Below are 12,759 nucleotides of genomic sequence, written 5' to 3' on the forward strand. Positions count from 1 at the left end.
AAAAAGACACCACCGACGTTACATCGGTGGTGCGAAGGCTTGCGTCTCCATATTGACGAACTTGTTGTACTCTTTCCTGAAGGAGAGCTTGACCGTACCGGTCGGACCGTTACGTTGTTTCGCAATGATGATTTCAATCGTATTGGCGTCTTCACTCTCTTTATCGTAATAGTCATCACGATAGAGGAAGGCGACGATATCGGCATCCTGCTCGATTGCTCCCGATTCACGGATATCGGACATCATCGGTCGCTTGTCTTGACGACTCTCTACGCCACGTGAGAGCTGAGACAAGGCGATGACCGGTACTTGTAGTTCCCGTGCGATTGCTTTGAGCGTACGTGAGATTTCCGATACTTCTTGTTGGCGGTTCTCGCCCGGTTTCCCGTTCCCGACGATGAGCTGCAAGTAGTCAATCATGATCATCCCGAGACCATGTTCCTGCTTCAATCGGCGACATTTGGCTCGGATTTCGTTGACCCGAAGACCCGGTGTATCGTCGATGTAGATGCCTGCTTGGGAGAGCGACGACATCGCAAGGGAGAGACGACCCCAATCTTCCGCTTCAAGACGACCGGTCCGGAGGCGCTGGGCATCGATGTTCCCTTCCGCACATAACATACGCATGACGAGTTGCTCGGCACCCATCTCCAAACTGAAGATGGCGACGTTCTCACCCGTACGGACCGCGACGTTTTGCGAGATGTTCAAGGCGAACGCGGTCTTCCCGACAGATGGACGGGCGGCCACGATAATCAAATCGTTTCGTTGGAAACCGGCCGTCATCTTATCCAAATCCGTGAACCCGGTCGCAATCCCGGTGATTTCACCGCTCGACTGATGCAGCTTTTCAATCGTCGAGTACGCATCGGATAAGACAGAACCAATCGGGTGGAAGCTCGATTGTCCTTTTCGCTGCGATACTTTTAGAATATTTCGCTCGGCATCAGATAAAACAGAATCCACCTCATCTTGACGCTCATAACCATCCGAGACAATGTTGGTCGCAGTTCGAATCAGGCGACGGAGTGCCGCCTTTTGGTCGACGACGTTCAAGTAATAGCCGATGTTCCCGATGGCGGGAACGGATTCCGCGACCTCCGCCAAATAGTTGAGGCCCCCGATTTCGTCCAAAATCCCTTGCGCCTGTAACTCGGAACTGAGCGTGACCAAGTCGACGAGCTCGCCTCGGTCATTGATCTTTAGCATCGCTTCAAAGATGCGTTGGTGGCTGACACGATAAAAGTCGTCCGGGTCGACCCGCTCTGAGGCCGTAATCAACCGATCCGAATCGAGGATGATTGCCCCTAAGACGGCTTGCTCCGCTTCCACGCTATGCGGTGGTGTATTGACTTGAATCGCATCACTCATCCGTCTCTACCTCACCTTCAAGCTTCTTGTACATGTACATTCAACGTCGCGACGACGTCATGGTGCAACTTCACTGGCACTTTCGTGAAACCGAGCGCCTTGATCGGATGCTCGAGTTCAATTTTACGCTTATCGATTTTGTAGCCCATTGATTTAAGGGCATCCGCGATTTGCTTGCTCGTGACCGAACCGAACACGCGACCGCCTTCACCGGCTTTCGTCGTGACGGCAATCGTCTCTTTTTCAAGCTTTTTTTTGAGTTGTTTCGCTTCGTTCAACTCTTCTTCTGCTGCTTCTTCGGCACGACGTTCTTTAGCCGCGAATGCTTTCAGGTTTCCTGGTGTCGCTTCCACTGCCAAGTTTTTCTTGAACAAGTCGTTCTTAGCGTAAGCGTCTGCCACGTTTTTCACTTCTCCAGCTTTCCCTTGTCCTTTTACATCTACTTTCAAAATGACTTTCATTCTAATTCCTCTCCTTCAGTTTCATCTGTTACGTAATGATCGATTGCCTCTTTCAACATGACTTTCGCTTGTTCGCGACTCACTTCAAGTTGCGTCGCCGCATTCGTCAAATGGCCACCGCCATCGAGCATTTCCATGATGACCTGGACGTTGACGTCACCGAGCGACCGCGCGCTGATTCCCGTACGCCCGTCCGGTAAGACGGCGATGACGAACGAGGCTTTGACGCCTTCCATATTCAGCAACTGGTCTGCAGACTGAGCAATCAACACTTGATGGTGTGCCTCGTCGTCAGAAGCGACCGCAATCGCCATCCCACCTGCATAAATTTCGGTGTTTCTCAAAATCTGAGACTGCTCGATATAAGCATCGAGATCTTGTCTCATGAAGTGCTGTACGAGAACCGTGTCAGCACCTTGAATCCGTAAGAAGGATGCCGCATCAAACGTACGGGATCCCGTACGGAGCGTAAATCCTTTCGTATCGACCATGATCCCCGCGAGAAGTGACGTTGCCTCTAAAATAGAGAGCTTTCGACTTCCCGCCTGATACTCAATCAATTCCGTGACGAGCTCACTCGTTGATGATGCGTAAGGCTCCATATACACGAGAACCGGATCTTCGATAAACTCTTCCCCGCGACGATGGTGGTCGATGACGACGACCCGCTCCGACCGATCCAAAATGTCTTTTGAAATGACGAGGGACGGACGGTGTGTATCGACGACGACGAGTAATGTCTGTTCATCGATGAGTGGCTGCGCCTCATACTCGGTCAAGAATTGGCTGTATAACGAGTCATCGTTCTCTACTTCATGGACGAGCCGCTGAATGCCGACACTCGTCTCACCGGATGGAATGACGACATACGCCTCGCGCCCGACAAACTCGGCCAATTTCATGACACCGATGGAAGCCCCGAGCGAGTCCATATCTGGATTCTTATGTCCCATCACAAGGACACGGCTCGATTCCCGAATGAGGTCACGCATCGAGTTCGAGATGACACGTGCCCGGACACGCGTTCGCTTCTCGGTCGGATTTGTCTTCCCGCCGAAGAAACGAACTTTCCCATTATGACGCTTAACGACTGCCTGGTCACCACCACGGCCAAGTCCTAAATCTAGACTCGACTGAGAGAGATTACCGAGCTCCGTCAATGTCGTTTCACCGCACCCAATCCCGATTGATAACGTCAACGGGATTCTTTGTTCCTTCGTCGCATCACGCACTTCATCCAAGATTGAAAAGCGGTTGTTTTCAAGTTCAGATAGCGTCCGTTCATTCATGACGAGGAAAAAGCGGTCCGCAGCTGTACGACGCATGTAGATATGATGCCGCTGCGCCCATTGATTGAGGAGCACCGTCACCCGACGATTGACTTCACTACGGACCTGTTCATCCACCGCAGTCGACATCTCGTCATAGTTATCTAAATACAAAATACCGATAACCGTCTGCGTTTGAACATACTTTTGTTCCATCTCCGCTTCTTCGGTCATATCAAATAAATAGAGGGTTTGATGGATTTGATTGTAATAAACACGATAGACACGGTCACCCACTTCAATCGTGGCTTCATCCTCTTCTTCTTCAATCAATTCATCGAAGGCGGAATGGAGCGCATCAAGCGGTATTCCAATCGCCATATCGAGTTCGAAAATCAATCGTGATTGTTCGTTATACCAACTGATCCGTCGGTCCTGGTCAAAGACTAAAATCCCAATCGGCATCGTCGTCAATGCTTCTTTTCCGACCTCTTCGATTTGATGAGAGAGAGAGAGGACATACTGTTCCCAATTTTTACGCTCCTTTCGCATCGTCACTTGCTGATAGAAAAAAAAAATCAGCGTGCCCATAAACAGGGTGATTGCCGCCACAATGTTGTAGAACGCCAATCCTAACGAGACAAGGAATCCAATCACGTATGGAATCATGTGCCGCGCGTATTGGTTCTTCACGGATGTTAATGCTTCACCACTGTGCATGTATGCCTCCTAAAATGAGTAATGTTCACCCATGGAATCGTAAAGGTTTCTGCTCTATCATACCATATTCGTCGGTTTCACTTACACACTTACAGACGAGATGAAAAACAAAAAAACGACTTATCCAAGAGGATAAGCCGTTCGTCAAACAATTACTCTGCAACGTATGGAAGCAAAGCCATTTGACGTGAGCGCTTGATAGCGACAGTAAGTGGACGTTGGTATTTCGCTGAAGTACCAGTCACACGACGTGGAAGAATTTTACCACGCTCCGAAACGAAGCGTTTGAGCAATTCTACGTCTTTATAATCGATATGAGTGATGTTGTTCGACGTAAAGAAACATACTTTACGACGACGACGACCTCCTGGACGACGTGCCATGTGAAGACCTCCTTTATAGGTTAGTTTTTATTGTCCATGATGATTAGAATGGCAAATCATCATCTGACAAGTCGATTTTGCCGCCACCCGAGAACGGATCTGCGTCAAAACCTTTATTCGAATTCGAGGACTGAGATGAAGTCGAAGCGGCTCCTGCGCCCCATCCTGATCCACTTGATTCACCACCACCGAAGACATCTCCAGATGGTGCTTGCTCACGTTGCCCTGAGGCTCCGCGTGGTTCAAGGAAGCGTACGCTGTCTGCGACTACTTCTGCCCGGTAACGACGTTGGCCATCTTGTCCTTCGTAACTACTGATTTGAAGGCGACCGTCAACGCCGGCCATGCTGCCCTTTTTCAAGTATTGTGCTACGTTCTCTGCTTGTTTGCGCCAAACGACACAATCAATAAAGTCCGTCTCGCGCTTCCCATCTTGTCCAGCGAATGGACGATCGCAAGCGAGAGTAAGGCGTGTTACGGCGATTCCGCTCTGCGTATAACGCATTTCGGGATCGCGAGTCAATCGACCAACTAACACAACTCGGTTAATCATCTCCAAGCTCCCCTTTCACGATACGAAACGTTAAGGATTAACGCTCGTCTTTTGTTGTCATTTGACGGACAACGTCGTCAGAGATCTTCATGAGACGCTCTGTTTCTAAGATCGCTTTAGGTTCAGCAACGATGTTAAGAAGAACGTAGTGTCCTTCGCGCATCTTGTTGATTTCATAAGCGAAACGACGTTTACCCATGTCTGTTGTTTTTTCAACAGTATTACCGTTTTCAGTGATGACGTTGTTGAAGCGCTCGATTAAAGCTTTCTTCGCTTCCTCATCAACTGATGGACGGATAATGTAAAGAAGTTCATATTTACGCATTATCTTTCACCTCCTCTTGGACTAACGGCCCCTACCGGTTGTAGGAGCAAGGAGCAAACAATTGTTTTACTCACGTCATAATATACTATCAAACTTCCTTGACTTTTACAATACGTTTCCGTAAATCAACTTATACGTTGAAGCGGAACGTGACAACGTCGCCATCTTGGAAGACGTATTCTTTTCCTTCTGAACGAAGTTTTCCTTGTTCTTTCACCGTCGTCATGTTTCCTGCTGCTGAAAGGTCGTCATACGACACGACTTCGGCACGGATGAATCCACGTTCGAAGTCAGAGTGGATGACACCAGCACATTGTGGGGCTTTCATCCCTTGTTTGAACGTCCATGCACGAACTTCCTTCTCACCTGCCGTGAAGTATGTCGCAAGACCAAGTGTCGAGTAAGCCGCACGGATCAATTGATCAAGTCCTGACTCTTCGATTCCGAGATCTTGTAAGAACTCGAGGCGTTCTTCCGGTTCGAGTTCTGAAATTTCTTCTTCGATTCGTGCACAGATGACGATGACTTTCGACCCTTCTGTTGCCGCGTGATCACGGACTGCTTGTACAAACTCGTTCGAATCGGCATCTGCCACTTCATCCTCACTCACGTTCGCCACGTAAAGCATCGGCTTCATCGTAAGCAATTGGAAGTGTTTGACGATCGCGAGTTGATCTTCTGATAATTCAGCGACACGTGCCGGGCGCTCTGATTCAAGAACATCTCGCACGATTTCGAGTGCTTCGAGTTCTTGTACCGCACCTTTATCTTTTGCCTTCACCATTTTTTGAACACGTGCGATGCGTTTATCGACTTGCTCAAGGTCAGCTAAGATCAATTCAAGGTTGATTGTCGTGATGTCGTCGATTGGTGAGACACGGCCTGCGACGTGCGTGATGTTCTCGTCTTCGAAACAACGGACGACTTGGCAAATCGCATCCACTTCGCGAATGTTCGCCAAGAATTTGTTTCCGAGACCTTCACCTTTTGACGCACCTTTCACGATTCCAGCGATATCTGTAAACTCAAATGCTGTCGGTACCGTCTTTTTCGGTTTGACGTTTTCTGTCAATCGATCAAGGCGCGCATCCGGTACTTCTACGACGCCGACGTTCGGGTCGATCGTCGCGAACGGATAGTTGGCCGCCTCGACTCCTGCTTGTGTAATCGCATTAAACAATGTCGATTTCCCGACGTTTGGCAATCCGACAATTCCTGCTGTTAATCCCACTAGTATTTCCTCCTCATCCGGTGTTTCCCGGGAAATGTTAAGCCGTCTGTGGAGTGGGTACATTCAGTACACCACACCGTCACATCCTTCACAATTATAGATAGTCCACGATTAAACCGCAACTCACGTTCATAACCTAAATAAAAACGCCGCTTATTCGGCGGCGTTCCCTTGTTCAAGCACTTTCTTGAATCGCTTATCGAAATCACGGCGTTGCATGAGCACACTGGCTCCGCAGCCTTGACACTTGATTCGAATGTCCATCCCGACACGCGTGATTTGCCAACGGTTCGTCTTACAGGCATGTGGTTTTTTCATTTCTTTTATATCGTTCAATGCATAGGTTTTACTTTGCATTTTCTGCTTCTCCTCCTTTAGGAGCCGAGTTCGGTGGCATCATGACCGTACGTGGGTATGGAATTTCAATCCCCCGCTCGTCAAGTCCAGCCTTTAACTCTTTATGCAAAATTCGACCAGCTGCGAAGTGCTGGGTCGGCGGGACTTCCGCCATTAATCGGTACACCACTTCCGACGGTCCGAGCGACTGCACTCCAGCTAAGTCGATTGGTTTGATGAACAAGTCGTGATAGCGTGCTTCGACCGTTTTCGCAATTTCCTTGAGCGCTTGCTCTACTTTTGACATATCTTCTTCGTACGCAACCCCAATATCGACAACAGCGACGCTGTTTTCAAGCGAGTAGTTCGTCACTTGTAAGATTTGTCCGTTCGGAATAATCGTCACTTGTCCGTTTAATCCTTTTAACTTCGTCGTCCGGATTCCGACCTCGATGACCGTCCCGTCGACTTGTTGGTTCAAATTGACGTAATCCCCGTTCTTGTATTGGTTTTCAAAGATGATGAACGCCCCTGTGATGACGTCTTTCACCAAACTTTGTGCCCCGAATGAGATTGCAAGACCCGCGACCCCGGCTGATGCAATCAAACCGGCGATATTCACACCGAATTGTCCGAGCACCGTCAAGACCATAATCAACCCGATCACATAGCGGATTGTGTTTTGGGCTAATTTTAATAACGTTTCATTCTGTCGCTGGGCGACGATATCATGTTCTTTTATTTTGCGGAGCGTAAACACGCGCTCGACCATCGTTGTCAAAATGCGTGTTGCGATATATAAACCAAGGATGATGAGCGCCACACCGGCGAGCTTGATCCCTAAACCAATCCACATGTCTGTATCTTTAAAGTACTCGACGAATCGGTTCACGCTGTCGATTGTCTCATCGGCAACCGTATTTAAATCTTTTTCTGTATTTTGCGAAGCCATCTTTTCACCTCAAAGTCGTAGATTCTAAATCATCAAAACATATTTCACGACTTTTCTCAAACACTGCATTCGGAAGTTAGAAGTTTTCCACTTTTGGGAATGGGTTAATACGAGATCAATCCCCCAACTGCAACTAGGAATAGGCAGCTTAGAAGAGAGGATGAGATTCATGCCGTTTCGCTTAAAACCTCATAAACCATACTCTTTCTTCATTGAACACACTGAGCGGAGTGGATCCAGATTGCTTGCGGACCAGCTTCATGAACAGTTGGTCAATGAAATCCATCGCCCCATCGTCCTTGTTTGCATCGGTTCGGACCGTTCGACCGGTGATTCACTCGGTCCGCTCGTCGGAACGTTTTTAGAAGAACGTAATATCCGAAATTTACATGTATACGGCACATTAACGAAGCCTGTACACGCACTCAATTTGGTGGAAACGTTACATGAGATTCAAACGCGCTTCCATCAACCGCTCATTATCGCTATCGACGCCTGTCTCGGACGTTTATCAAGTGTCGGTTATGTCTTCTTTTCGGAAGGTCCGCTCGCTCCAGGGGCCGGTGTCCAAAAAGAACTTCCGGCAGTCGGTGCTTACAATATTAAAGCCGTCGTGAACGTAAGTGGATTCATGGAGATGATGATTCTACAGAATACCCGTCTCCATCTTGTATATGAACTCGCACGTTTCATCACAGACGGATTCGCCGATTTTGATACACGGATCGGGCGCCTGCATCACGAAGAGGCGGCCATCACGCGTCTTCGTCAGTCACGAGATGAATCAAAGTCTTGAGGCGATAATAACGTCAACAATTGTTCCAAGTCGTCTTGTGAAAAATACTTCAACTCGAGGACGCCGCCTTTTCGGCGCGGACGAATCGACACATCCATCTGAAGACGCTCCGCAAGCACCGCTTCGACCGCTTCGATATCGGCGTTCGATCGCTTCAGCGTCTTTTTTTCTTTTTGTTCTTTTTGTAAGTAACGCTCGAGGCGACGGACCGTCCAATGCTCGGCAATGACCCGTTTCGCAATCTGTTCCATCGCTTGTTCCGATTTCATACCCGTGATGGCACGTGCATGTCCCATCGTCAAATCTCCGACCATGACCGCATGCTGGACGGCACTCGGCAATCGAAGGAGGCGAAGACTGTTCGTCACATGACTGCGGCTCTTCCCGACGCGATCGGCCAACTGTTGTTGCGTCAGACCTAGCGTCTGCATCAACTGTTCATAGGCGACAGCCTCTTCGATGGCATTCAAGTCTGCCCGCTGAATGTTTTCAATCAGCGCCAACTCCATGACGCGATCGGAGTCCGCCGTGACGACGAGGGCAGGAATGTCTTCTTTCCCAGCGAGCTTCGCCGCCTGAAACCGTCGTTCCCCGGCAATGATTTCATAGTATCCTGTCGCTTTTCGAACGACGATTGGTTGTAGGACGCCATATCGCTCAATGGATTGACGCAACTCTTCTAATTTTTCCACCTCAAATTGTTTCCGGGGCTGATTCGGGTTTGGGCGAATGAATTTTAATGCTAATCGTTCCATCTACAAACCTCCTTCATTGTATAAAAAAGCACGGACTCATTTTTGAGGCCGCGTTTTCGGGATGCGAATTCGAATTTCAACAAATTCCTCTTCGTCTACTTCTTCAGTTTGGACGTCAATCCCTGTTTTCCCAATCAAATCGATTGAGTCACGAATCGTGTTGATGGCGATTCGCGTGTCACGCGCAAAACTTTTCGTCCGACGACGTTGTTTTTTCGGCTTTCTTTTCTCTTCTTCGATCGGTGTTGTTAAAAAGGCGACGCGTTCTTCTGTCTCCTTGACGTTAAAATCCTGTTCTAACACTTCTGCGAGCACTTGAAGTTGCAATCCTTCTTCCTTCAACGGCAACAACGCACGCGCATGTCGCTCGTTGATCCGACGATCGCGAAGCGACTGCTTAACATCCTCCGGCAATTTTAACAAGCGCAACTTATTGGCGATCGTGGATTGACTCTTGCCTAGACTCTTCGCGAGCGCATCTTGCGTCAAACCGTTCAAGGCCAGTAAACGATCATATGCTTCCGCCTCTTCAATCGGGCTTAACTGCTCACGCTGCAAGTTTTCAATCAAGGCGAGTGCAGCCGTCGTATCATCGTCCATATCGCGAACGATTGCCGGAATCGCTGACCAACCAAGCGATTTCACCGCACGGAAACGACGCTCCCCGGCAATGATTTCATAGCAGTCCCCATCTGCCTTTCGAACCACGATTGGTTGAAGGAGTCCATGTTCCGAAATCGTCGTTGCCAACTCTTCAATTTTTGCCGGTTCTTTCACTTTACGCGGTTGATAACGGTTTGGACGCAACCGTGATAACGAGAGTTCTTGTACCGTGTCATCCGCTCGAACTTCCGCAATCTGCGTCACGGCAACTTCGTCTTTTCGATTCACACCGAACAATTTCGCAAATCTATTCTTCAACGTCGGGCACCCCTTTATGTAAAAAAATAAGCAGACTCCACCACTGGAATCTGCTTTTGTTTCACGTGAAACGACATCATCAGATAAGTGGCTCTTTCGCCGGTGTCCCCGCTTTACGCGGATATTTCCCGGGCGTTTTTCGTTTTTTTTCTACAACTACGATATTACGCTCACTCATCTCTCCTGGCAATAGGAACTGGTGTGTCGCTTTTTCTTTCCCTTTTAGAACGGCTAAAGCGTTTTTGGCGTCTGCCATCTCGTCAGAAACCTTGGCCGCTTTAAGCGCAACGAAGCTTCCGCCTACTTTCGCGAGTGGCAAACAGTATTCTGCCAACACGGTCATGCGGGCAACCGCACGTGCTGTGACGACGTCAAACTGTTCGCGGAACTTTTTATTTTTTCTTTTTTTTTCGGCACGACCATGATGGAACGCGACACCTTCGAGTCCAAGGGCAAGGGCCAACTCGTTCAAAAAGGTGATGCGTTTGTTTAACGAATCGATGATCGTGACGTGTAAGTGTGGGAATAAAATTTTGAGCGGAAGACTTGGGAATCCGGCTCCTGCCCCGACATCACATACGGTTTCGACTTTCGTGAAATCGAAATGAAACGCTGCGCTGAGCGAATCATAGAAATGCTTCAAATATACTTCTTCTCGGTCCGTGATGGCCGTTAAGTTCATTTTCTCGTTCCATTCGACGAGCATTTCGAAGTAACGCTTGAACTGACTGAGTTGTGTCTCACTCAGCTCAAACCCTTCAGCTCGTAACGCTTCAATAAATTGAGATTCGTTCATCGTTTCACTCCACCGTTGCGTATTGTCCTTGTTCGATATAGACGAGCAAGATTGACACGTCTGCTGGGTTTACGCCTGAGATACGAGACGCTTGACCGATCGAAAGAGGACGAACTTGTTTTAGTTTTTGTTTCGCTTCTGTCGCGAGACCACCGATCGCATCGTAATCCAAGTTTTCCGGGATTCGTTTTTCTTCCATGCGACGCATCTTCTCGACTTGTTCAAGCTGTTTGGAAATATAACCTTCATACTTCACTTGAATCTCGACTTGTTCTTTCACTTCATACGACAATTCTTCCGTTGACGGAACGACCGTCATGAGTGCTTCATAAGATACTTCCGGACGTTTCAACAAGATGTTGGCATGCGTCGCTTCTTTAAGCGGGTGCGCACCGACCGATTCGAGCATCGCATTGACTTCAGGTGTCGGTTTGACGACAAGTGACGCAAGTCGCTTCACTTCTTTTTCAATCGCTACACGCTTCTCGTTAAGGTGAGTGTGACGATCTTCTGAAAGTAAGCCGATCTCATACCCGATGTCGCTGAGTCGCAAGTCCGCATTGTCATGACGCAACAAAAGACGGTATTCGGCACGTGATGTGAGAAGGCGATACGGTTCGTTCGTACCTTTCGTCACGAGGTCATCGATTAAGACGCCGATGTACGCTTGCGAACGGTCCAAGATGACCGGATCTTTTCCGAGCACTTTGCATGCGGCGTTGATTCCCGCCATGATGCCCTGTCCAGCCGCTTCTTCGTACCCGCTCGTCCCGTTGATTTGTCCCGCTGTGAAAAGACCTGGGACAGCTTTTGTTTCGAGAGTTGGCCAAAGCTGTGTCGGTACGACCGCATCGTATTCAATCGCATAACCGGGACGCATCATCTCTGAATTTTCAAGACCCGGGATCGTGCGAAGCATCTGATGTTGCACGTCTTCTGGCATACTCGTCGAAAAGCCTTGGACATAGATTTCTTCCGTATCGCGACCTTCTGGCTCTAAGAAGATTTGGTGACGCGGTTTATCATTAAAGCGAACGACCTTATCTTCGATTGATGGGCAATAACGGGGCCCCGTTCCTTTAATCGCACCCGAATACATGGGTGAGCGATGCAAGTTCTCATCAATCAATTGGTGTGTACGTTCGCTCGTGTACGTGAGCCAGCACGGGATTTGTTCGATCGGATCCAAGTCCGTCGAGGTGTACGAGAAGAATGATGGATTCTCGTCCCCTGGCTGAATCTCCGTCTTCGAATAATCAATCGTCTTGCCGTCGATTCGTGGCGGTGTTCCCGTTTTGAATCGAACTAAGTCGAGACCGAGCTCTTCAAGATGCTTCGATAGCTCGACCGATGGCATTTGGTTGTTCGGACCACTCTCGTAAGCCAATTCCCCGATGATGATTTGACCACGCATGAACGTTCCCGTTGTGACGATGACCGCTTTCGCGCGATATTCTGAACCTGTGTTCGTTACCACGCCACGTACTTCTCCGTCCTCAATCAACAAGCGCTCGACTAGCGCCTGACGAAGCAGCAGATTCGGCTCATCTTCTAGCACTTTCTTCATATGATTTTGGTATTGGAATTTGTCCGCCTGTGCACGTAGCGCACGTACCGCCGGCCCTTTCGATGTGTTGAGCATCTTCATTTGGATGTATGTCGCGTCAATCGCACGCCCCATCTCGCCACCGAGCGCATCGATTTCACGTACGACGATCCCTTTCGCCGGCCCACCGATTGATGGGTTGCAATACATGAATCCGACCATATCAGGGTTCATGGTGAGCATCGCTGTTTTCGCGCCCATTCGAGCCGATGCGAGTGCTGATTCAATCCCTGCGTGTCCGGCCCCGATGACGATGACGTCAAATTCGCCTGCCGTATAAGCCAT

14 protein-coding genes are annotated in these 12,759 nt (G+C 48.9%); 1 reads left to right on the forward strand and 13 read right to left on the reverse strand.

From position 1 onward, the window contains the following. Positions 1–18 precede the first annotated feature (18 nt). From dnaB to BBB58_RS02315, 9 genes are all read right to left on the reverse strand, one after another. Positions 19–1,371, reverse strand: a complete 1,353-nt coding sequence (gene dnaB, locus BBB58_RS02275) for a replicative DNA helicase (RefSeq protein ID WP_015880235.1) — start codon at positions 1,369–1,371, stop codon at positions 19–21. Positions 1,372–1,388: 17 nt separating this feature from the next. After that, positions 1,389–1,832 (reverse strand): 50S ribosomal protein L9, encoded by a 444-nt coding sequence (gene rplI, locus BBB58_RS02280; RefSeq protein ID WP_074035237.1) that lies wholly within the window; start codon positions 1,830–1,832, stop codon positions 1,389–1,391. Further along, positions 1,829–3,820, reverse strand: coding sequence for a DHH family phosphoesterase (locus BBB58_RS02285; protein WP_074035239.1), 1,992 nt, complete (start codon positions 3,818–3,820; stop codon positions 1,829–1,831). The genes rplI and BBB58_RS02285 overlap by 4 nt, the downstream gene beginning before the upstream one ends. A gap of 152 nt (positions 3,821–3,972) precedes the next feature. Beyond that, positions 3,973–4,203 carry a 30S ribosomal protein S18 gene (gene rpsR / locus BBB58_RS02290; RefSeq protein WP_015880232.1) on the reverse strand — a complete coding sequence of 77 codons (231 nt, stop codon included), beginning with the start codon at positions 4,201–4,203 and terminating at the stop codon, positions 3,973–3,975. A 43-nt stretch (positions 4,204–4,246) separates the two neighbouring features. Next, positions 4,247–4,756 carry a single-stranded DNA-binding protein gene (ssb, locus tag BBB58_RS02295; RefSeq protein ID WP_015880231.1) on the reverse strand — a complete coding sequence of 170 codons (510 nt, stop codon included), beginning with the start codon at positions 4,754–4,756 and terminating at the stop codon, positions 4,247–4,249. A gap of 37 nt (positions 4,757–4,793) precedes the next feature. Continuing rightward, on the reverse strand, positions 4,794–5,081 hold the full coding sequence (rpsF, locus tag BBB58_RS02300; RefSeq protein ID WP_074035241.1) for a 30S ribosomal protein S6: 288 nt from the start codon (positions 5,079–5,081) through the stop codon (positions 4,794–4,796). Between the two features lie 130 nt (positions 5,082–5,211). After that, entirely contained in the window at positions 5,212–6,312 is a 1,101-nt protein-coding gene (ychF, locus tag BBB58_RS02305) for a redox-regulated ATPase YchF (RefSeq protein ID WP_074035242.1), read from the reverse strand. Positions 6,313–6,465: 153 nt separating this feature from the next. Beyond that, positions 6,466–6,669: a DUF951 domain-containing protein gene (locus BBB58_RS02310; protein WP_074035243.1), complete on the reverse strand. Its 204-nt coding sequence runs from the start codon at positions 6,667–6,669 to the stop codon at positions 6,466–6,468. Further along, positions 6,659–7,600, reverse strand: coding sequence for a mechanosensitive ion channel family protein (locus tag BBB58_RS02315; RefSeq protein WP_074035244.1), 942 nt, complete (start codon positions 7,598–7,600; stop codon positions 6,659–6,661). Before BBB58_RS02315 ends, BBB58_RS02310 begins: the two co-directional genes overlap by 11 nt. Before the next feature lie 169 nt (positions 7,601–7,769). Here BBB58_RS02315 and yyaC point away from each other — a divergent pair, with 169 nt between their 5' ends. Then, on the forward strand, positions 7,770–8,396 hold the full coding sequence (gene yyaC, locus BBB58_RS02320) for a spore protease YyaC (protein ID WP_074035246.1): 627 nt from the start codon (positions 7,770–7,772) through the stop codon (positions 8,394–8,396). Here yyaC and BBB58_RS02325 read toward each other — a convergent pair. From BBB58_RS02325 to mnmG, 4 genes are all read right to left on the reverse strand, one after another. Next, positions 8,369–9,151, reverse strand: coding sequence for a ParB/RepB/Spo0J family partition protein (locus BBB58_RS02325; RefSeq protein WP_074035247.1), 783 nt, complete (start codon positions 9,149–9,151; stop codon positions 8,369–8,371). The two genes, yyaC and BBB58_RS02325, sit on opposite strands and share 28 nt — an antisense overlap. Positions 9,152–9,187: 36 nt before the next feature. After that, a complete protein-coding gene (gene noc, locus BBB58_RS02330) occupies positions 9,188–10,072 on the reverse strand; it encodes a nucleoid occlusion protein (RefSeq protein WP_074035248.1) in 885 nt (294 codons plus the stop codon). 79 nt (positions 10,073–10,151) lie between these two features. After that, on the reverse strand, positions 10,152–10,868 hold the full coding sequence (rsmG, locus tag BBB58_RS02335) for a 16S rRNA (guanine(527)-N(7))-methyltransferase RsmG (protein WP_074035250.1): 717 nt from the start codon (positions 10,866–10,868) through the stop codon (positions 10,152–10,154). A gap of 4 nt (positions 10,869–10,872) precedes the next feature. After that, the gene (gene mnmG, locus BBB58_RS02340) at positions 10,873–12,759 is read right to left on the reverse strand and encodes a tRNA uridine-5-carboxymethylaminomethyl(34) synthesis enzyme MnmG (RefSeq protein ID WP_074035252.1); all 1,887 of its coding nucleotides are present in this window, start codon (positions 12,757–12,759) and stop codon (positions 10,873–10,875) included.

The sequence above is a fragment of the Exiguobacterium profundum genome (genome assembly GCF_001909285.1).
GTDB lineage: Bacteria > Bacillota > Bacilli > Exiguobacteriales > Exiguobacteriaceae > Exiguobacterium > Exiguobacterium profundum.

Coding starts and splice junctions, on each gene's coding strand:
- dnaB (WP_015880235.1), bottom strand. CDS start 1,371: ATGAGTGATGCGATTCAAGTCAATACACCACCGCATAGCGTGGAAGCG.
- rplI (WP_074035237.1), bottom strand. CDS start 1,832: ATGAAAGTCATTTTGAAAGTAGATGTAAAAGGACAAGGGAAAGCTGGA.
- BBB58_RS02285 (WP_074035239.1), bottom strand. CDS start 3,820: ATGCACAGTGGTGAAGCATTAACATCCGTGAAGAACCAATACGCGCGG.
- rpsR (WP_015880232.1), bottom strand. CDS start 4,203: ATGGCACGTCGTCCAGGAGGTCGTCGTCGTCGTAAAGTATGTTTCTTT.
- ssb (WP_015880231.1), bottom strand. CDS start 4,756: ATGATTAACCGAGTTGTGTTAGTTGGTCGATTGACTCGCGATCCCGAA.
- rpsF (WP_074035241.1), bottom strand. CDS start 5,081: ATGCGTAAATATGAACTTCTTTACATTATCCGTCCATCAGTTGATGAG.
- BBB58_RS02310 (WP_074035243.1), bottom strand. CDS start 6,669: ATGCAAAGTAAAACCTATGCATTGAACGATATAAAAGAAATGAAAAAA.
- BBB58_RS02315 (WP_074035244.1), bottom strand. CDS start 7,600: ATGGCTTCGCAAAATACAGAAAAAGATTTAAATACGGTTGCCGATGAG.
- yyaC (WP_074035246.1), top strand. CDS start 7,770: ATGCCGTTTCGCTTAAAACCTCATAAACCATACTCTTTCTTCATTGAA.
- BBB58_RS02325 (WP_074035247.1), bottom strand. CDS start 9,151: ATGGAACGATTAGCATTAAAATTCATTCGCCCAAACCCGAATCAGCCC.
- rsmG (WP_074035250.1), bottom strand. CDS start 10,868: ATGAACGAATCTCAATTTATTGAAGCGTTACGAGCTGAAGGGTTTGAG.
- mnmG (WP_074035252.1), bottom strand. CDS start 12,759: ATGGCTTATACGGCAGGCGAATTTGACGTCATCGTCATCGGGGCCGGA.